The sequence below is a fragment of the Arcicella rigui genome (assembly GCF_034929435.1).
GTDB classification, from domain to species: domain Bacteria; phylum Bacteroidota; class Bacteroidia; order Cytophagales; family Spirosomataceae; genus Arcicella; species Arcicella rigui.
In genome coordinates this window covers 105,548-125,377 of record NZ_JAYFUM010000003.1, presented here as the reverse complement: position 1 = coordinate 125,377, position 19,830 = coordinate 105,548, and the positions used below count along the sequence as shown (strand labels likewise).

The 19,830-nt window shown below is 35.1% G+C and carries 16 protein-coding genes and 2 tRNA genes; 12 read left to right on the top strand and 6 right to left on the bottom strand.

Translation table 11 applies throughout. The features are described 5' to 3' along the window. Positions 1–117 precede the first annotated feature (117 nt). Entirely contained in the window at positions 118–2,151 is a 2,034-nt protein-coding gene (gene glgB, locus VB248_RS02750; RefSeq protein ID WP_323295201.1) for a 1,4-alpha-glucan branching protein GlgB, read from the top strand. Between the two features lie 917 nt (positions 2,152–3,068). Here the strand turns inward: glgB and VB248_RS02745 are convergent. Then, positions 3,069–3,722 (bottom strand): hypothetical protein, encoded by a 654-nt coding sequence (locus tag VB248_RS02745; RefSeq protein WP_323295200.1) that lies wholly within the window; start codon positions 3,720–3,722, stop codon positions 3,069–3,071. Positions 3,723–3,766: 44 nt separating this feature from the next. After that, positions 3,767–4,600: an orotidine-5'-phosphate decarboxylase gene (gene pyrF, locus VB248_RS02740; RefSeq protein WP_323295199.1), complete on the bottom strand. Its 834-nt coding sequence runs from the start codon at positions 4,598–4,600 to the stop codon at positions 3,767–3,769. A 157-nt stretch (positions 4,601–4,757) separates the two neighbouring features. Between pyrF and rfbC the strand changes: the two genes are divergently transcribed. Beyond that, positions 4,758–5,288 carry a dTDP-4-dehydrorhamnose 3,5-epimerase gene (gene rfbC, locus VB248_RS02735; protein WP_323295198.1) on the top strand — a complete coding sequence of 177 codons (531 nt, stop codon included), beginning with the start codon at positions 4,758–4,760 and terminating at the stop codon, positions 5,286–5,288. Positions 5,289–5,343: 55 nt separating this feature from the next. Here the strand turns inward: rfbC and VB248_RS02730 are convergent, their stop codons facing one another. Then, on the bottom strand, positions 5,344–6,918 hold the full coding sequence (locus VB248_RS02730) for a putative maltokinase (protein WP_323295197.1): 1,575 nt from the start codon (positions 6,916–6,918) through the stop codon (positions 5,344–5,346). A gap of 282 nt (positions 6,919–7,200) precedes the next feature. Here VB248_RS02730 and VB248_RS02725 point away from each other — a divergent pair. Then, positions 7,201–7,272: transfer RNA gene (locus VB248_RS02725), tRNA-Glu, on the top strand. Positions 7,273–7,386: 114 nt separating this feature from the next. Then, positions 7,387–7,458, top strand: a tRNA-Glu gene (locus tag VB248_RS02720). Between the two features lie 199 nt (positions 7,459–7,657). Here the strand turns inward: VB248_RS02720 and VB248_RS02715 are convergent. Then, positions 7,658–9,328 (bottom strand): 2-oxo acid dehydrogenase subunit E2, encoded by a 1,671-nt coding sequence (locus VB248_RS02715; protein WP_323295196.1) that lies wholly within the window; start codon positions 9,326–9,328, stop codon positions 7,658–7,660. Between the two features lie 424 nt (positions 9,329–9,752). Here VB248_RS02715 and VB248_RS02710 point away from each other — a divergent pair, with 424 nt between their 5' ends. From VB248_RS02710 to VB248_RS02675, 8 genes are all read left to right on the top strand, one after another. Next, positions 9,753–11,000 carry a hypothetical protein gene (locus tag VB248_RS02710; RefSeq protein ID WP_323295195.1) on the top strand — a complete coding sequence of 416 codons (1,248 nt, stop codon included), beginning with the start codon at positions 9,753–9,755 and terminating at the stop codon, positions 10,998–11,000. Positions 11,001–11,113: 113 nt separating this feature from the next. Then, positions 11,114–12,154, top strand: coding sequence for a DUF6807 domain-containing protein (locus VB248_RS02705; RefSeq protein ID WP_323295194.1), 1,041 nt, complete (start codon positions 11,114–11,116; stop codon positions 12,152–12,154). A gap of 45 nt (positions 12,155–12,199) precedes the next feature. Further along, complete coding sequence (locus VB248_RS02700; RefSeq protein WP_323295193.1) at positions 12,200–12,865, top strand: CAP domain-containing protein; 666 nt, start codon at positions 12,200–12,202, stop codon at positions 12,863–12,865. A 135-nt stretch (positions 12,866–13,000) separates the two neighbouring features. After that, the gene (locus VB248_RS02695) at positions 13,001–14,428 is read left to right on the top strand and encodes an MBL fold metallo-hydrolase (RefSeq protein ID WP_323295192.1); all 1,428 of its coding nucleotides are present in this window, start codon (positions 13,001–13,003) and stop codon (positions 14,426–14,428) included. 166 nt (positions 14,429–14,594) lie between these two features. Continuing rightward, positions 14,595–15,545 carry an acetyl-CoA carboxylase carboxyltransferase subunit alpha gene (locus tag VB248_RS02690; protein ID WP_323295191.1) on the top strand — a complete coding sequence of 317 codons (951 nt, stop codon included), beginning with the start codon at positions 14,595–14,597 and terminating at the stop codon, positions 15,543–15,545. After that, positions 15,545–16,165, top strand: coding sequence for an HAD family hydrolase (locus VB248_RS02685; RefSeq protein WP_323295190.1), 621 nt, complete (start codon positions 15,545–15,547; stop codon positions 16,163–16,165). The genes VB248_RS02690 and VB248_RS02685 overlap by 1 nt, the downstream gene beginning before the upstream one ends. Further along, positions 16,155–17,342 (top strand): site-2 protease family protein, encoded by a 1,188-nt coding sequence (locus tag VB248_RS02680; protein ID WP_323295189.1) that lies wholly within the window; start codon positions 16,155–16,157, stop codon positions 17,340–17,342. The genes VB248_RS02685 and VB248_RS02680 overlap by 11 nt, the downstream gene beginning before the upstream one ends. A gap of 71 nt (positions 17,343–17,413) precedes the next feature. Beyond that, on the top strand, positions 17,414–17,971 hold the full coding sequence (locus VB248_RS02675; RefSeq protein WP_323295188.1) for a 1-acyl-sn-glycerol-3-phosphate acyltransferase: 558 nt from the start codon (positions 17,414–17,416) through the stop codon (positions 17,969–17,971). 67 nt (positions 17,972–18,038) lie between these two features. Here VB248_RS02675 and lpxB read toward each other — a convergent pair whose 3' ends face one another. Continuing rightward, positions 18,039–19,148 carry a lipid-A-disaccharide synthase gene (gene lpxB, locus VB248_RS02670; protein WP_323295187.1) on the bottom strand — a complete coding sequence of 370 codons (1,110 nt, stop codon included), beginning with the start codon at positions 19,146–19,148 and terminating at the stop codon, positions 18,039–18,041. A gap of 74 nt (positions 19,149–19,222) precedes the next feature. Next, positions 19,223–19,645, bottom strand: a complete 423-nt coding sequence (locus VB248_RS02665) for a 6-pyruvoyl trahydropterin synthase family protein (RefSeq protein ID WP_323295186.1) — start codon at positions 19,643–19,645, stop codon at positions 19,223–19,225. Positions 19,646–19,830 lie beyond the last annotated feature (185 nt).

Genomic DNA, 19,830 nt, shown 5'->3' with positions numbered 1-19,830 from the left:
AATAGAACTATTATTGATTAATTTAATAGGTGTATTCCATCTGTTCAAAAGAAACTTTATCTTTACCAAAACTCGATATTAATTTTCTTTGCAAAAAATCCATTAACTATAAACAAAATGGCAAAAACGTCAAAAGTAACTACTCAAACAACCGAAAAAAGTAAGAAAAAAGTGAGTAAAAAAGAACCTTTAATAACCGAAACAGTCGTAACAGCCACAGAAGAAACTCAACCACCTGCCCCAGTGATTCTTAAAAATGTAGAAGTATTTAGCCGTTTTTCTGATTTCGACATAAGTCTATTCAAATCGGGTAAACATTACAGACTTTTTGAAAAGTTTGGTTCTCATTTAACAGAATATCAAGGCGTACCAGGGGTTTATTTCTCAGTTTGGGCTCCTTCAGCCAAAAGTGTGTCTGTCATTGGTAACTTTAACTATTGGGATAAATTCTCTCACCAACTCTTTGTGCGTTGGGATTCTTCTGGTATTTGGGAAGGTTTTGTGCCTCATATTGGTAAAGGAGAAATCTATAAATTTTGTATTGAAACACAAAATGGAACTTTCCTTGAAAAAATGGACCCTTATGCCCAACATTTTGAAGTTCCACCCCTTACAGCTTCTATTGTTTGGGATAACTGGTACGAATGGACAGACAGTGAATGGATGGCAAAACGTCATACAAAAAATTCACTAAGTTCACCGATGTCAGTCTATGAAGTACACGTAGGTTCATGGAGAAGAAAAAATGGTAATGAAAAATTAACCTTTGTTGAACTTGCCGACCAATTAGTCAACTATGTAAAAGACATGGGCTTTACTCATATCGAGTTTATGCCTGTAATGGAACACCCTTACGAACCATCGTGGGGTTATCAAGTATTAGGCTACTTTGCTCCTTCTTCGAGATTTGGTACGCCACAAGACTTTATGTACTTGGTAGAAGAATGTCATAAAAACGATATTGGCGTCTTGCTTGACTGGGTTCCTTCTCACTTCCCTGGAGATGCTCATGGTCTTTATGAGTACGATGGCACACATTTATACGAACATCCAGATATGCGAAGAGGTTACCATCCAGACTGGAAATCATATATTTTCAATTACGGACGTAATGAAGTACGCAGCTTTTTAATCTCGAATGCCATTTACTGGTTAGAACGCTACCATGCAGACGGATTAAGAGTAGATGCTGTTGCTTCAATGTTATACTTGGATTATTCAAGAAATGCAGGTGAATGGGAACCTAATATTTTCGGAGGTAACCACAATCTTGAAGCCATTTCTTTATTCAAAGAACTTAACGAAACCTTGTACTCACAATTTCCAGATATTCAGGTAATTGCTGAAGAATCAACTTCATTTACAGGTGTTTCAAGACCGATTTACACAGGAGGCTTGGGCTTTGGTCAAAAATGGATGATGGGCTGGATGAATGATACCTTGAAGTACTTTGCAAAAGACCCAATGTATCGCCGTCATCATCAAGACCAGCTTACTTTCTCTACGGTATATGCTTTCTCAGAGAACTTTATGTTGCCACTCTCACACGATGAAATTGTGTATGGCAAAAAGTCGCTTCTTGAAAAAATGCCTGGAGATGAATGGCAAAGATTCGCTAATTTACGTTTGCTTTTCTCTTATATGTTCACTCACCCAGGAACAAATCTTCTATTTATGGGAGGTGAATTTGGACAAACTTCTGAGTGGAACTTTGAGAAAAGTTTGGATTGGTGGCTTTTAGAACACGCTCCACATCGTGGTGTTCAGAACTTAATGAAAGCACTGAATCATCTGTACAAAACCGAAGCAGCACTTTACGAAAAACAATTCTCTCAAGATGGCTTTGAATGGATTGATACTTCAGATAGAAATAATTCAGTAGTTGTATATGCCAGAAAAGGAAATGTACATAAAGAACAACTTATTATTATTCTGAACATGACACCGCTTCCAAGAGAAAATTATCGTATTGGCGTGCCAATGCAAGGCATTTGGGCCGAAATTTTCAACTCAGATAGCCATGAATTCTGGGGAAGTGGAAAAACAAATAAATCACTCATCATGGCTGATGAAATTGCTTGGCAAGGAAAGGCTTACTCTATTTCATTGACTTTACCTCCATTAGGTGCATCAGTATTAAAGGTAAAATAGGACTCTCTATAAAAAGAAAAAGGTGTGATGAAAATCGCACCTTTTTTATTGTAAGCCTATAAAAAAATAAGACTCTTGAATCCGCCAATTCAAGAGTCTTATTATAGAAATACTTTTTTTCAAATAAAATCTTTCGAATTTACCTGACAAAAATACCCTAATTTCTTTTTTACCGCCATAAATCAGAAGTTAAAGTACTTTTTGTTTGTCAAAAAAATAATTACCGCCATAATTGTTTTGTTTGACACTGTAAAATTAACATAAATTAATTGTTGTCAATACCTTGCTGCTATAATTTTTTCAAGATTTACACAAAACAAGAATTTTATCATTCCAAGCTAAAATTTTGATGTGAGTTTTTAAAATCGTCCTTGAACGTAAAAAATTAAATACTATAAAATAGTAAAAATGCACATTATCTTGATAATTAATGATTTAACATTTCTTAAATAGTTAAACGTATAAGTTATACTTTTTTTTAGTCAATCCTGAAAAATTGTACTTTTATAGGACAGATATTTTTTTTGAATTAAACAAAAAAATAAAGACTTGGTGCATAGCTCCAAGTCTTTATACAATCCGCCTAAGTAGTTATTTTGATGGATATAAATATCCGTGATTATTCTAACGTGATAAATAACGAGATTTCTCTAAAAAAAATATGGGTTCTTGAAAGTTTGTATCAATAGACACTGAAAGCCGTAAAGAAGAGATAATAAATCTTGGAGATTTAAAATGACTCAAAATGAGTCTTTCTCACTCTAACATTTGGCGGAATGCTATTGAGGATAAAAACAAGATAGAATAGAATCAAGATTGAATACCTTCCATAAATTGATTCCTTGTAAACCTCCACAAATATAGAAACTCATTTTACAAACAACAAGAAAACACGCTATTATTTATTAATATTATTCTTAGAAATATTTTTTTTTGACTGTTGGGCTTGGAAACTTCATCACAAAATTCTTTAATTTAAAAGTGATTAAAGGATTAACCTTGGATATATCAGGGAAATAATTGAGATTAACCATTATTTTCTTCACTGACGTAATACAAATATCACCCGAAAAGCTTGGTTGTGTCAGCAACAAATCGTCATTTTTACGTTGAACAATTTTAAAAGGGAAAATTGAACTTTTAACGGGAATCGAAAAATATTTCTCCTTAAATTCGGCAGAAAAAAAAGCTTTTTCCTGCGTATTTATTAGTACTTCTGTTTTCTTCTCTAAGTAATTATCCCATTTAAACGAAGCTATTTCCTTAGGTATCCCCCAATTTTCTTGTCCGTTTTCAGCACTTGCCAAAGTAGAAACATAAATTTTAGAAATCGAAAAAACCTTTTGCCAGTCGAAAGTAAACATTCCCGGAATGAAAAGTAATTCTTGGTAAGGGCCTACATCCGAAGAATGATAATCTACCAAAACTACCGCTCCGAAATATCCTAAAAACCTGTTTTTCTGAAAATCTTCCAAAAAGCCATTTTCAAAGACAAATTCTTTTGAAAACCTATACAACATTATGTATGCATCACCCGTCAATTCCCACGGAGCAGGTTTTTCAACTATCATATAGCCTTAATTTTTACTTTTATACTCAAATCAAGTTAAAATAATTAATGAGGCAAATAAGTCGTCAGATATTGTTGCATTTCTAACTGTACTTTCTTAGCCTCAAATGCTGCTTTTTCAGCAAAATCTTCTCCTGAAGAAGCATAAATAATTGCTCTCGAAGAATTTACCAACAAGCCACAATGGCTATTGATACCATATTTCGATACTTCCTCTAAGCTACCTCCCTGAGCACCCACACCCGGCACTAAAAGGAAATGCTCAGGAACAATTTTCCGAATACTTTGCAACATATCAGCTTTTGTAGCTCCAACTACATACATCAACTGCTCTGAATTTCCCCATTCTTGCGATTTAGTAAGTACTTCCTCAAAAAGCTGTTTTTCGTTGGTAGTCACTAAATTTTGAAAATCCTTACTTCCAGCATTCGAAGTAAGTGCCAAAAGGATTACCCATTTTCCTTCAAAATCTAAAAAAGGCGTCACAGAATCTTCACCCATATAAGGAGCAACGGTAACTGAATCAAATTCCAGTCCAGAAGATTTTTTATCAAAAAAAGCTCTGGCGTACAAACCAGAAGTATTACCTATATCGCCTCTCTTGGCATCAGCAATAGTAAAACAATCTTCAGGAATATATTCTAAGGTTTTTTGAAGACTCTCCCACCCTTTTGCACCAAAAGCTTCATAAAAGGCAATATTAGGCTTATAGGCAACAGCAAATTGTTTAGTTGCGTCGATAATTTGCTTATTAAACTCAAAAATGGGGTCTTCTGTTTGAAGTAAATGTTTTGGAATCTTCTGAATATCTGTATCTAAACCGACACACAAATAAGATTGTTTCTGCAAGATTTGCTCGAAAAGTTGCGATTTTGTCATTTATGAAATTCTTAATTTTCTCCTTGAAATTTCTATGTTTAATTGGGAGAAGAAATTTGTTTAATCTTATGAATAAGCATATTTTTGTGAGCAATATTAGTTTGTTAGTTGCCAAAAAACAAAATATTTTCCATTTCTAATTAATTATTTTTCCCTAATGCAATTTAAGAACCACAAAATAGAAGGCTTAGTTGAATGTATTCCAACTAAATTTGAAGACGAAAGAGGTCATTTTTATGAATCTTATAATCAAAAACTCTTCACAGCGAATGGGATTCCTTACAATTTTTTACAAGACAATTACTCTTGGTCTAAAAAAGGAGTTATTCGTGGTTTACATTTCCAATACGAGCCTTTTGCTCAAGGAAAATTAGTCCGTTGTATGACAGGAAAAGTAATGGATGTTGTAGTCGATATTCGTAGAGATTCTCCAACCTTTGGTCAACATGAAAAAGTAATTTTAGATGCCTCAATCGGAAATATGCTTTTTATTCCTCCTGGCTTCGCTCATGGCTTTGTTACTCTTGAAGAATCTATTTTTGTTTATAAATGTACTGAGTATTGGAATAAAGCGTCTGAATCAGGTATTATTTACAATGACCCAGACCTTAATATTGATTGGGGAATCGCCGACCCAATCGTTTCAGCTAAGGACAAAATACTTCCTACTTTCAAAGAATTAAAATAAGCCTAATACAAAACGAAAGCCTCGAAAAATCGAGGCTTTCGTCGTTTAATAGAAATTACATTTTAAGTTTTTCTATTTCTCTAATTACGTTGACAATTCCTTTAAGCGGAATTTTTACCCAATCTGGGCGATAAGAAATTTCATAGCCCAACTCATAAACCGCCTTTTCGAGTAAATAAATCAACATTAAAAAGTTAATTTCATTATTGTTTTTAAAAAGCGGATGTGGACTTCCAAAAGTTTCCAAGTATTTCTCCATGTAAGTCTGCTGAATAAGCTTATACCAACGGTCTGAAGCCGTTTGTATTCTATGAGGGTCGGCAGTACTTACAACACTTTCATTTAACATTTTGGCTGAAATAGCATAATGATAACTTCTAATCATTCCGGCAACGTCTTTCAAAGGCGAATGCTTAATTTTTCGATCTGCAATTGAGCTTTCAGGTTCACCTTCAAAGTCTATGATGATATAATCATTTTGCGTGGCTAATACTTGTCCTAAATGATAATCACCATGAATTCTTATTCTTTGCGATTCAATCGGGCGAGTAAGGATTTCATTCGCAAACTCATCAATCAATTCTTTTGCTTCCATAAAATCCCAAGCCAGTTTGCGAGTAACTAAATCTGTAATCTTGGTATAATTCTCAATCAATAAATTATAACGTCTGTCTAATAAATCAGAGAGTCGTTTATATAAAAATTTTCGGTATTCATCATCAAAACTCACAGGAGCAAACATCACTCCTGCATTAGGGGCATACAATGCAATGTGCATTTCTGCGGTACGTTTTGCCAAAAGCTCTACTTGGTCGAATACTTCTTCTTTAATAGAAAAAGATTTATCAACAAAAGCCTCTACAAACTCATTAAGCTGCTCGCCTGTTTGTACCCAACTATCAGCTTGGTTTTCTACCATTCGCTGCATCATTCCCAGCGTAATGTCTGCTTCTTTCTCTTTTTTCCAAACCAAACTTCCTGCAAAAGCGGGAATGTAAGCAAAATCTGAGTTTTCGGTAATGAACTCTACCATATCCACTTCTGGATTGGTCTGCGTAAAAAGTTTGCGATACAGTTTCAAAAAGTACTTGTCACCAAAAACAATGGCTGAATTAGAAGAATCAACAGGCAATACTCTTGAAGAAATTGGAGCATTGATGTCTTCGCCCAGAAATCCCTTTCCTCTATTAAATTCAATTTTACTTTCTTTCTGAGAAATATTTTCTGCATGAGCTAAATGATAAAACAAAGCTTGTTGAAAACGTTCATCGTAAATTGCATCAACAATAATTCCTCTTTTGTCGTTAATATAGGCTAAAGAGATTATTCCTTTGGCTGTAATATCTTTATTTTGGGCTGAATCAATAAATGAGACAGGAAGCAAATAATTTTCCTTTTCACCATCATCATACACTACCTCAATAATCATAAGTAATGCAATTGATTCTTTGATTGGAATTTCTAAAGCAACTTTTACCCGAAAGGCTTCTTGTGTACGGGCTTTACCAGCAAACCATCGACAGGTATTGATATAAGGCGGCAAAACGCTTTCTTCAAAACTTTTAAACAGTTCTTTATCCGATTTTATATTTTCCCAAGCACTTTTCGAGATTAAAGAGGTTGTAGTCATTTGATTCATAGTATTTCAATTAATTTTTTGTTTATTCAAATGGTATTTTTAAAACTTAAATTTATAATTTATTTATATTCCAAAAAAGAACAATTTCACTTTCTATTTTTTTTGCAAAAAATTTAAAAAAATATTTGATTCCAATCTTTTGAAAATCAGGCATTTTAAATATTTGTTAAGTTTTTTTTCAAAAATGCGTTTGTGTATTCTAAATATTCTCCCTACCTTTGCACCACGAAAAACGAACAACGATACAAAATATCGAAAACGTTTTAACCCAATGGTCCGTTCGTCTAGGGGTTAGGACACGTCCCTTTCACGGATGAAACACGGGTTCGATTCCCGTACGGACTACAAAAGCCCTTCATTTCAATATGAAGGGTTTTTAATTCTAATCACAAATAATGTTTTGTGATGATAAGTTTTAGTGAATAAAAATTTGTCAAAATTAAGTTACAATAACCCAATGGTCCGTTCGTCTAGGGGTTAGGACACGTCCCTTTCACGGATGAAACACGGGTTCGATTCCCGTACGGACTACTAAGGCTCTTCAAGTATTTGAAGAGTCTTTTTTGTTTTATACACTCTTCCATTATCATTCATACAAGTATTACTTCGTAAACGCTCTTCGATAATAATAGTCTTATTATTTATATTGCTGTAAAAGCCTATCAAGCAACAAAACATAAAAAGGGTACAGAAAACAAATCCTGTACCCTTTTTATGCTGTATAAAACGACTATACCAACAATTTGTATGGGTCTTCCAATAATTGTTTGAAAGTCTGTAAGAAAGCTGCACCTGTTGCACCATCTACTGTACGGTGGTCGCAAGTAAGGGTTACTTTCATAACGTTTGTTGCATAGAATTGTCCGTTTTTCACACCAACTGTTTCTTTGATACCTCCAACTGCCAAAATACAAGATTCAGGTTGGTTGATGATTGAAGTAAACTCGTCGATACCGAACATACCTAAATTACTTACTGTAAAAGTATTTCCTTCCCAATCTTTAGGTTGTAACTGTTTGTTTTTAGCTTTTCCTCCTAAATCTTTTGCTTCTGCCGAGATTTGAGAAAGAGATTTTGTATTCGCAAAACGAATTACTGGTACTAATAAACCATCTTCAACAGCCACAGCCATACCGATATGTACATGGTGGTTGATTCTGATTTTATCACCTAACCAATAAGAATTCACTTTTGGATGCTTCGTTAAAGCCACAGCAACTGCTTTAATTACCATATCGTTAAATGAAATTTTCACTGGTGAAATTTCATTCATTGATACTCTTGCAGCCATTGCCTTATCCATGTTGATTTCCATGGTTAAGTAGAATTCAGGAGCAGAGAATTTAGATTCTGACAAACGACGTGCAATCGTTTTACGCATCTGATTCACGGGGAATTCTTCGTAACTTTCTTCGCCAGTAACCACTGGTACGAAAGCTGGTTTCGCAGCCGCAGCTTTTGCTGGTGCTTCAGCTTTCGGTGCAGCTGCCGCAGCAGGCACGAAATTATCAATATCAGCTTTTACTACTCTTCCGTTTTCGCCAGAGCCTTTTACTTGAGCAATGTTGATACCTTTGTCTTTCGCCAAAGCTTTTGCTAATGGAGATGCTTTTACACGTCCGTCGGCATCAGAGCTTGTCGATACTTCTTCAACTTTAGCCGCTGGAGCTGGTGTTGCAGAAGCCACAGGAGCTGCCGCCGCTGGAGCAGAAGCTGCTTTACCATTATTCAACAAAGCTTGGAAATCAGCACCTGGTTCGCCAATTACAGCAATAACTTCATCTACATTTACTGTTTTACCTTCTTCAATACCGATATACAATAAAGTACAAGGATTGTATTTAGTAACGTCGATGAAATTATCTAAATCAAATTCCATGGTAGCTTTATCAGTTTCCACTTCTGCCAAAAGAGCATCACCCGCTTTGATTGAATCACCTACTTTCTTGAGCCAAGTCACCAAAGTACCCTCCATCATCGTATCCGACATTTTAGGCATTCCGATTGCCTCAGCTTTGATATTAGAAGTATCAACGGCTGGAGCAGCACTTGCAGTGGCTACTGGAGCTTCTGGAGTAGCAGGAACAGCAGCGGCTGGAGCAACAGCACCACCCAAAAGATGTTCGTAAGCTTCACCGTTCTCTCCAATGATAGCAATAATACTATCTACTGGTACGGCCTTACCTTTCTCTAAACCAATGTATAAAATTCGGCAATCTTTGAAATTGCTCAAATCCATTCTTTCGTCCAAATCAAGCTCCATTGTCGCTTTATCTGTTTCGATTTCTGCAATCAAGCCGTCACCTGTCTTTATAGGGTCGCCAACTTTTTTGAGCCATTCTGCAACAACACCTTCAGTCATGGTGTCGCTCATTTTGGGCATGGTTATGATTTCTGCCATTTTTATTATTATAGGGAAAATTTACTGTTTTTGGTAAAAGGTTGAATAGCGTTTACTGATTAGTGATAAAAGCCGTCAAAATTTGGGTAAATCAACAACTAAAAACTAATAAAAACAACTACACGACCAATTTAGAATTCAAAAATAAGGCTAAAGACTTGCTTTCAAAAGCTATCTTGGAAAAATATAATTTTGTCTTACTTATTTTACAGTCTATACTTTTCAGAAATATTTAATTCTGAAACAAGGCTCAATACTTTGTCAAAGATGAATGTCAAAAGTTTAGAATGACTTAGTTTTGCATTTGATTACGACTAATAAACACGTACAACATTAATTGGTTTTAATATTCCATTTTTTATCACCAATTTGATTAGATAAAACTTCGCTTGAAAGGTTTTATCAAAATTCTAACATTGAAAGGATGAGCAACGATACTTATTCAATTATTTACGCTAAAATATTAATTTCTACTTTTTTTTGCTTGATGGCTTTTTTGTCCTTTCAATTTCAGCCAAAACTCGAAAAAGTATTTGATAAAATCGGACAAGGGAAAGCTTTTACGATTTTTGTAATTTTATTTCGACTCATTCCTTTCTCCATTGTGTATTTACTTTTAGGCTACAAGGCTCAGTCGGATGTTTATATTTTTTGGCGGTCTGCACAAGAAGCCAGTCATTTCAAATTGGTTTATCGTGATTTCGAGTCGCTGTACTCTCCTTTCTTTCCTTATATAACAGGCACAATACTTTATTTTTGGGACAGTGCAGAAGCCATTACTTTATTAATGGTTTTGGTAGAAATCGCCGTACTTTGGTTAAGTTTAAAAACTTATCGTTCAGAAAATAAAGCTAAGGACGTTTTCAAAGTTCTTGTTTATTTACTATTACCAGCACCGCTTATCTTTTGTGTCATCGGCGGACAAGAAGATATTTGGATGTGGGGCTTTGCTTGTTTGTTTGTGTATTTTTCACAAGAAAAAGCTTCAGATTTTGTATTGGGAATCATTACAGCTTTAGGTTTACTTTGTACAAAAGCCTTTTTTGTGTTACTGATTCCACTAATTTTCCTGAAAATAAATGATAAAGTAAAATTTATTTTAGGTAATCTAAGCTTGGGAATTCCTGTTTTTCTTTTCTTGTTTTACTTCGGTGGATTTTCATTTCTGATGCCTATTCGCTTGGCACAAGAACCGATGTCGCCAAACTTTTGGTCGCTCGTTCATCCTTTTGTAGCTGAATTAGACATTATCAAAAACACCAAAATTCTCAATTGGATTGGACTTATCCTAATTCTTTCTTTTGCTACTTGGCAAAGCCTAAGAACGAAAGAAATCGCTTGGAAAACCTATATTCCAAGCATTTGGATACTTATTTTTGGTACAATGATGCTAATTCAAATTGGTTCATACGCCAATTATTTATTCATTTATTCAATGCCTTTGGTTTTCTGTTTTGATTTTATCAAACAGAAAAAGTTTGTCTTCATTACTTTTTTCATCCAGTTTGTTGCTTCGTTTCAACCTTCTCTTTGGTTTAGAATTGGGAAACCATTTTTACGTTTCGAGCAATTCAAAGAATTCAGATTTGTATTAGAATACAGTTTAGAAATCATCATTTTAGCTGGTGTTTGCTACTGGCTGAATTGGGTGATTCAAAAAAAGGACATTTAGGCTCAAATATTTTAATAAAGATGTACAGTAAAAAAACTTACTTATGCTCTTTAAATATTAATAAGCTTTCTTGGCTAAATGATTTTCAAAATTCTAAAACCATCTGTAAACCGATGAAAAAAACGATTTTAATACTTTGTAGCTGTTTAATAGGTAGTCAATTGATGATGGCTCAGAAAAAAGACCATATTACTTTAGTACCTAATGCCAAAGAGAACAAAGTAGAAGTATTGGTGGATAATAAACCATTCACAGCGTACTTTTATCCGAGCGATGAAATTCTGAAAAAACCTGTTTTGTTTCCGATTGTTACTTCAAAAGGAACAACGATTACTCGTGGCTATCCTTTTGCTACTCGTTCGGGTGAAAGAGTTGACCATCCACACCACGTAGGAATGTGGCTTAATTATGAATCAGTAAATGGTTTTGATTTTTGGAATAACTCAACCGCCATCAAAGACCGTACAAAATATGGTACTGTAAAACACACGGGGATTACTGAAAGTAAAAATGGATACGGAAAAGCTCAGTTATCTGTAACAGCCGATTGGATTGATACAGATGGCAAAGGCGATTTATTGTTGAAAGAAAAAACTACTTACGTTTTTCATTCAAAAGGCGACCAACGTATTATTGACAGAATTACGACTTTGACAGCACAAGACAAAGAAGTAGTGTTTAAAGACGTAAAAGATGGTTTTTTTGCCATCCGAGTAGCACGTGAATTAGAACATCCCTCGGACAAACCTGATGTTTTTGTAGATGCCAATGGCATTGAAACTAAAGTTGATAAATTAGACAATACAGGGATTACTGGCAATTATAGAAGTAATGAAGGTATCGAAGGCGAAAATGTATGGAGTACAAGAGGTACTTGGGTGAATTTAAGAGGAAAAATCAAAGAAGAAGATATTTCTATTGCCATCATCGACCATCCTAAAAATGTAAATTATCCAACTTACTGGCATGCACGTGGTTATGGACTTTTTGCAGCAAATCCTTTAGGCGAAAAAGTATTCAGTAAAGATAAAAAAGAATTGAATCTTACTTTAGCTCCAAAGCAATCGGTTACTTTCCGTTATCGTACCGTAATTACTTCTGGCAAGGCTTCTGACGAGACTTTAAATAAATTAGCCTCAGATTTTGCTAAATAAACTATTGTTGTACTTCATACGTTTTTGATAAAAAACATAAAACGTATGAAGTACTTACTCACACTTTTTGCTTGGCTTTTTCCCTATTTTTTTCAAAATGACTTTTCAGCTTTTGAAATGAATGCCAAAGAGTTTCTGGCAACATCAGCTATCCAACAACCTATTGATGCCCGAGATCCAGATACACAATTATTAGATGCTACGGTTTTTCATCTCTGTAACCAGCTTCGACAAAAGTATCACCTACCTCCACTCGCTTTTTCTCCAGTTTTGTATAAAATCGTTTCAGAGCATTCAGAAGCGATGATTGAGCGAAACTTTTATAGTCACGAAAATCCTTACAATGCTCAAAAAAGAAAATTGTCAAACCGGGTTTTTAGCCAGACCAACGAGTTTACACAATTGGCAGAAAACCTTGCACAGAATGACATCATTCACACAAAAAACGACGAGTTTTGTTATAATGAACCCAACCGAAGGGGTGGCGACTTTGAATTTATCGACTGCGAATCAGGAAAACCTTTGCCGATGCAGAGTTATCGTGAATTAGCGAAGAGTATCGTTGATAGTTGGATGGAATCGCCGCCACACAGAGCCAATTTGTTAAACAAAAATTATAAAGTAATGGCTTGTTCGGGAAGGTTTTCTAAAAAACCCTTTAAAAATGCCAATAGTCCATTTATCAGAATCACACAAAATTTTGGAGGATAACTCACAAGAAAACAAAGACTTATTGAAAGATTTATATTTTCAGAAAATTCATCCATGCTATTTGATAGGCTTTTTGGTATCTTTGTAATTGATTACACTGATTGACATTCAAGAATTAAAACATAAAAACAAAGAATGAAATTAACTTTTTGGGGAGCTACGAGGCAGGTGACAGGTAGTATGTATTTACTTGAATTGGATGATGAATTTAAAATTCTAATAGATTGTGGAAGAAATATGGGCAGAGAAATTGATTATTCACTGCCTCCAACGAATAAAGCCTTCTTTCCATTCGATGCCTCTTTGGTAAATTTAGTTCTTCTTACGCACGCACACATCGACCATTCTGGCAATATTCCAATGCTATATCGTGAAGGTTATGAAGGGCAAGTACTTTGTACTTCGCCAACTGCTGACCTTACGAGTTTATTGCTTTATGATGCGGCAAATCTTAACTTAAAAAAAGTAAAACAAGCCGAAGGAGATAGTAGAAAAAAGAAAAAAAAGATGGACAGATTACTCGTAAAGGGTGATTTGTACTTACAAAAAGACGTTGAAGATGCCATGGCGAATTTTGTAACCTTGCAGTTTCATCGCAGATTCAAAGTTTCAGATACAGCTTGGGTAACTTTTATTCCTGCCGGACATTTACTTGGGGCAGCTCATATCATTGTGGAAGTGATGGAAGAAGGACAAATGAAAAGTATTTGTTTTTCTGGTGATATTGGAAGAAAAGATTATCCGCTTCATATAGACCCTTCAACTGAAATTCCAGCGGTAGATTATTTACTCTGTGAAACAACTTATGGCGGACGACTGCACGAAGATAAAAGCTCGCCAGAAGATGCTTTGGCTGATATTATTAAACGTACTTGTATCGACATTCCGGGCCGTCTGATTATTCCTGCATTTTCAATTGGTAGAACACAGGCTTTACTTTATACTTTGAACAGACTTTATACAGAAAGAGGCTTTACGCCTATCAAAGTATTTAGTGATAGTCCTTTGGCTTATGCTTCAACAAAAGTGTATCAAAAGAACTTAAAACAGTTAAATAAAGAAGCCAGAGACTTTCAAGATGAAAATGATTCGCTTTTTGATTTTGAAAATTTACAATATATCCAAACTGAAAAATCAAGTAAGGCCATTTCAAATTATGCCGAGCCTTGTATCATCATTTCGGCTTCTGGTATGATTTCGGGTGGTAGAGTTGAACAACACATTGCTGCTAATATCAACAATGTATATTGTACTATTTTATTGGTGGGTTATTCGTCAGAAGGAACTTTGGGCTGGAAATTGATGAATGGACAAAAAACACTGAAAATCAAGGATGTAGAATATAATGTATTGGCAAATGTAGAAAAAATTGATATTTTTTCGGGACATGGTGACCAAGCAGATTTACTCAATTTTGTTAAAAAGCAATCGCCAGAAAAATTGAAAAAAGTGTTTTTAATTCATGGTGAAGAAGAAAGTATGATGACCTTCAAAGAGCTATTAGCTACCGAAGGATACCACAACATTGAAGTACCAGAAATGGGACAAGAATACATTCTTTAAGAGCCAGAAAGGCTATGCGAATCGTCAAAAAATTGGGCAGTCTTTTGAGTTAGGATGATATTTCTCTAATTTTGTGCGGAATTTTGGTGAAATTAAGAATATTCCTCCGAAATTTACCAATCAAAAAACAGCCAACGGATACTATACAAAACCGTAAAAAAAAAATATGCGTACTTTATTAGATTTTGAAAAGCCCATTGCTGAACTCGAAGCTAAATTAGCTGAAATGAAAAAATTAGCAATTGATAATAATGTTGATGTTTCTTTGGCGGCGTCGCAATTGGAAGCCAACATCGAAGAACTCAAAAGAGAAACTTTTACAAATCTTACTCGTTGGCAAAGAGTCCAGCTTTCTCGTCATCCTGAAAGACCTTATACCCTCGACTACATCGAAAATATCTGTGAAGAATTTATCGAAATTCATGGCGATAGAAATGTTGCCGACGACAAAGCGATGGTAGGCGGATTTGGTAAAATTGACGGACAGACCGTAATGATTATCGGTCAGCAAAAAGGTCGTAATACCAAGCAACGTCAATTACGTAATTTCGGGATGCCTAACCCAGAAGGTTACCGTAAAGCTTTACGTTTGATGAAAATGGCCGAAAAATTCGGAAAACCAATCGTTACTTTGATTGATACTCCCGGTGCATTTCCAGGCTTAGAAGCAGAAGAACGTGGACAAGGTGAAGCAATTGCCAGAAATATCCGTGATATGTTCATGCTAAAAGTCCCTGTTATTTGTATCATCATTGGTGAAGGTGCATCAGGTGGAGCTTTAGGAATTGCCATTGGCGATAGAGTATTGATGTTAGAAAATACTTGGTATTCTGTAATTTCTCCAGAATCTTGTTCTTCTATTTTGTGGCGTTCATGGGACTTCAAAGAGCAAGCAGCCGAAGCCTTGAAACTTACTGCTACCGATATGTTGAAAAATGGTTTGGTAGATGGTATCATTCCTGAACCACTTGGCGGAGCTCATCTGAATTATGCTTTGGTAACACAGACTGTTAAAAAAGTAATTCTTAATACAATCGCAGAACTTCAACAAATTAGCCCAGAAGAAAGAATCAACCAAAGAGTTGAGAAGTTTTCGGGAATGGGAGCTTATAACTAATGAAAAACATCATCTTCGACTTAGGGAATGTCATTATCGACATTGATTTTGAAAGAACTTTTAAAGCATTCGCCTCAATTTCTGAAACGATTGATTGGAGAGAGGGCGAGCGTATTTTGAAAGAAAAACAAATTTGGTCTAAGTACGAAAAAGGACTTTTTACGGATAGCGAATTCAGAGACGTTATCCGTAATGAGTTCCAAATTGATGCGACAGACGAGCAAATTGATACCGCTTTTTGTGGTCTATTGATGGATATTGAGCCTGCTCGCATTGAACTCATCAAGAAATTATCTTCAAAGTATAATACTTATATCCTTTCAAACACCAGTAATATCCATATTTTGGAGGTTGAAAGAATCTTAGAACGTTGTACTGGCGTAAAAAAATTGAGTGATATTTTTCATCACGTTTTCCTCTCTTACGAAATGGGGATGCTCAAGCCTGATGTTGAAATCTATGAAGAAGTATTGAAAAAAGCTAATCTTGTTGCCTCAGAAACTTTATTCTTAGATGACCTTGTCGCAAATTTAGAAGGAGCAGCAAGTATTGGCATACAAACAAAACAAATTGTTCCTCGTGAGTTTACGATATTAGACTTATTCGCAGATGAAATATAAAACCGAAATTATTCAAGCAGTTCTGTTTATCGTCACCTTAATTACAACCACCTTGGCAGGAGCAGAAGCCATTACTGCTAAGGCTTTTTTCTTCGTTCCAGAACCTTATCTTCTACATTTCCCAGACGACTTTTGGCAAGGCTTACAATTCTCAATTCCATTTTTAGGAATTCTTACTTGTCACGAATTTGGACATTATTTCACCGCCAGATACTATAAAATCAAAACGACTCTCCCCTACTATATTCCGATGTGGCTGAGTGCTTTAACCACCAGCATCGGAACTTTGGGAGCTGTGATTCGTATCAAAGGCATTACTCGTTCCAGAAAACAATATTTTGATATTGGCATTGCAGGGCCATTAGCAGGTTTTGTAGTAGCTTTGGCAGTTTTGTATTATGGGTTTACTCATCTTCCTCCGTTTGAACATATTTTCACTATACATCCTGACTATCAGCAATTTGGCAAAAATTATGCAACTGAAATTTTAAGTATCCCCAAATTTATGGATGGACAAATGGTTTTAGGAGATAATCTACTGTTTAAATTCTTCAAAACTTACGTAGCCGACCCTGCATTAGTTCCACCTAATTTTGAGATGATGCACTATCCGCTCATTTGGGCAGGATACTTAGCTTTGTTTTTTACTGCCTTGAACTTATTCCCAATCGGGCAATTGGATGGAGGACATATTTTGTACGGATTGATTGGTAAGAAAAATTTCAATTTCATCTCTCCCATTATTTTTATTGCTTTTGCTTTTTTTGCAGGCTACGGAATGTTTACCATTACCGATATTAAGAATATTGGAACGGCAGGCTACTATCAAAGTGAATCAGATTTTTTCTCTTGGCTTTTAGCCTATATATTCTTCCTAAGACTCTGTTTTTCAAGGATTTCAGAAAACCAAGTAACCGCTTGGGTACTTAGTTTAAGCGTTGTAGTAGCACAATTAGCCTTGAGTTATATTCCACAAATTGCTACGATGCACGGTTTTTCGGGCTTTTTTCCTTTTATTTTCTTACTTGGTAGATTCTTAGGAATTTATCACCCAGAAGTAGAAATCGACGAACCACTTGATTTCAAAAGACAATTATTAGGTTGGCTAACCTTAGTAATTTTCATTTTGTGCTTTACGCCTTATCCATTTATGCAAATTGATTTTTCGGCGAAATAATAGATATTTGTATATCCGTTTACACCGCAAGAATCCTTAGCCATATTTCAAAATCTTAATTTTAAATCGAAATGTTGAACTTCATATTCAAATTTTTATTCAAAATATCGGGATGGAAACTTATCGGCGAGTTTCCAAAAGACCTCAAAAAAAGTATTGTCATCGTTGCTCCACACGCAAAATCGGTTGACTTCCCTATCGGAATCGGTGCAAGAGCAGCCATGGGTGTAAAAATGGGTTTTCTTGCTAAAAAAGAATTGTTTGAAGGGCCATTCGGTTGGTTATTTACTTTTTTGGGTGGTTATCCTGTTGACCGTTCTTCTAATAACCAAGTAGTGAAAGCCGTTACTACTTTGTATAATTCAAAAGAAGAATTGCACTTAGTAATTGCCCCAGAAGGAACACGCAAAGATGTGGACAAACTAAAAATGGGCTTTTACTTTATTGCCAAAAACTCACAAGTACCTGTGGTCATGATTGGTTTTGATTATGCCATCAAAGCAATTGTCATCAGCGAACCTTTTTTTACCAGTAATGATTCTCATGGAGATTTAAGAAAAATTGCTGAGTATTTTAATAAAATTGGAGGTGATAAAAAAACTTGGGTAAGTAATTACTTGAAGTATTAATCAGGATTTATATTCAAAAAAAAAGGCTTCATTTGGGTGAAACCTTTTTTTTTGAGTATGAGTTTTTCTAATTTTTCAAATAATTTACCATCAACGAGCCTGCTTTTTCTGATGCTCCTTTTGTTCCCATTTTTTCTCTGATTGCTGCATAGCCTTCTAATTGTTCATTTCTGCCAGTTGCATCAAGGGTAATTTTTGATAATTCAATTTGAAGTTTTTCTTTCGTCAAATCATTTTGAATTAATTCGGTTACTACTTTTTTCTCCGCAATTAAATTCACTAAAGAAATATACGGTACTCTAATGAGTCGTTTGACAATTTGATAAGTTATCCCGCTTGTCCGATAACAGACTACTTGAGGTACATTCAATAAAGCCGTTTCTAAAGTAGCCGTTCCAGAAGTAACTAAAGCTGCATCGGCTACCGAAAGTAAATTGTAGGCATCGTCATAAACAATTTTAATTGGAAAAATAGATTGCCAACGAGTATATAATTCACGTGGTAAATTTGAAACTGCCGCCACAACAAACTGATAGTCTGGGAATTCATATACTTGCGAAAGCATCATGGCAAGCATTTGCTCTACTTCTTGTTTTCTACTTCCCGGCAATAGAGCAATGATGGGTTTTTGTCCCAAGCGTGCTACTTTTCTAAAATTTTCGGTTGGCTTAAAATCGGCGATGGCATCAAACAAAGGATTTCCAACATAATCTACTTCGTAATCGTATTTTTTAAAAAAACTTTTTTCAAAAGGAAAAATCACGAATAGTTTATCGACAAACTTTTTCAAATTCAAGGCTCTTGATTGATTCCAAGCCCAAACTTTTGGCGAAATATAATAGAAAGTTTTAAAACCGTTGGTTTTGGCAAACTTAGCTACTCTCATATTAAAGCCTGCGTAGTCAATCAGAATAACAACATCGGGTTGAAATTGAAGAATATCTTTTTTACAAAAAGACAAAAAACCTAAAATGGTAGGAAGATTTTGAAGGACTTCAAAGAAGCCCATGAAGGCAAGGTCTTTGTAATGTTTTACGATTTCAGCTCCAGCGGCTTGCATCATGTCGCCACCCCAAGCTCTAATTTCGGCAGAACTATCTTGTTTTAGTATTCCTTTAATCAAATTCGAGCCGTGCAAATCACCCGAACGCTCACCAGCGATAATATAATATTTCATAAGATTTCGGTTTTGGGATTTCGGATTTACGATTATTCAAAAGTACTCCGAAATCCGAAACTCGAAATTATTTTTTATTCTTCTCCAAAATACTCTACAAAGTTTTTCTGAGTTTCTAATAAGAGTAAGCTGTGTAATTTGGCAGTAGCCGAAGCTTCTGAAATTTTCGGAGCAAGTATTTTCCAGATTTCCATCACAAAAATTTCACAACTCGCCATTTTTCCTTGCATAAAATCTACGTCAAGATTTAGGTTTTTATGATCTACTTTTTCGATGACTTCTCTTTTAATAATATCTCCTAATACTTTCAAATCAATCACAAAACCAGTGTCGGGATCGGGTCTTCCTTTGACTGTTACGACTAATTCAAAATTATGACCGTGCCAGTTGACATTAGCACAAGGGCCAAATACTTCACGGTTTTTCTCTTCTGTCCAGTTCAGATTGTATAATCTGTGTGCAGCATTAAAATGTTCTTTACGACTTACGTAAACCATTGTTTTCAGTGTTTACAAGTGAAGGCATTATTGGGAAAACAATAGCAATAAATACCTATGAATATGACTAAACGACAAAATTACGATGATTTTATTCTCAAAAAAAATAAAAAGCAGATTTAGGTAGCATCCTGATTAAATTCAATTTTAAAATATAGAGGTTTTTACTTACTTATTTTGAACAA

Bases quoted from the DNA above. Each gene is read 5' to 3' on its own strand.
- VB248_RS02680 (WP_323295189.1), top strand. From the start codon at position 16,155: ATGAAATATAAAACCGAAATTATTCAAGCAGTTCTGTTTATCGTCACC.
- VB248_RS02675 (WP_323295188.1), top strand. From the start codon at position 17,414: ATGTTGAACTTCATATTCAAATTTTTATTCAAAATATCGGGATGGAAA.
- pyrF (WP_323295199.1), bottom strand. From the start codon at position 4,600: ATGACAAAATCGCAACTTTTCGAGCAAATCTTGCAGAAACAATCTTAT.
- VB248_RS02730 (WP_323295197.1), bottom strand. From the start codon at position 6,918: ATGACTACAACCTCTTTAATCTCGAAAAGTGCTTGGGAAAATATAAAA.
- VB248_RS02695 (WP_323295192.1), top strand. From the start codon at position 13,001: ATGAAATTAACTTTTTGGGGAGCTACGAGGCAGGTGACAGGTAGTATG.
- VB248_RS02665 (WP_323295186.1), bottom strand. From the start codon at position 19,645: ATGGTTTACGTAAGTCGTAAAGAACATTTTAATGCTGCACACAGATTA.
- VB248_RS02685 (WP_323295190.1), top strand. From the start codon at position 15,545: ATGAAAAACATCATCTTCGACTTAGGGAATGTCATTATCGACATTGAT.
- VB248_RS02745 (WP_323295200.1), bottom strand. From the start codon at position 3,722: ATGATAGTTGAAAAACCTGCTCCGTGGGAATTGACGGGTGATGCATAC.
- lpxB (WP_323295187.1), bottom strand. From the start codon at position 19,148: ATGAAATATTATATTATCGCTGGTGAGCGTTCGGGTGATTTGCACGGC.
- VB248_RS02705 (WP_323295194.1), top strand. From the start codon at position 11,114: ATGAAAAAAACGATTTTAATACTTTGTAGCTGTTTAATAGGTAGTCAA.
- VB248_RS02715 (WP_323295196.1), bottom strand. From the start codon at position 9,328: ATGGCAGAAATCATAACCATGCCCAAAATGAGCGACACCATGACTGAA.
- VB248_RS02700 (WP_323295193.1), top strand. From the start codon at position 12,200: ATGAAGTACTTACTCACACTTTTTGCTTGGCTTTTTCCCTATTTTTTT.
- glgB (WP_323295201.1), top strand. From the start codon at position 118: ATGGCAAAAACGTCAAAAGTAACTACTCAAACAACCGAAAAAAGTAAG.
- rfbC (WP_323295198.1), top strand. From the start codon at position 4,758: ATGCAATTTAAGAACCACAAAATAGAAGGCTTAGTTGAATGTATTCCA.
- VB248_RS02710 (WP_323295195.1), top strand. From the start codon at position 9,753: ATGAGCAACGATACTTATTCAATTATTTACGCTAAAATATTAATTTCT.
- VB248_RS02690 (WP_323295191.1), top strand. From the start codon at position 14,595: ATGCGTACTTTATTAGATTTTGAAAAGCCCATTGCTGAACTCGAAGCT.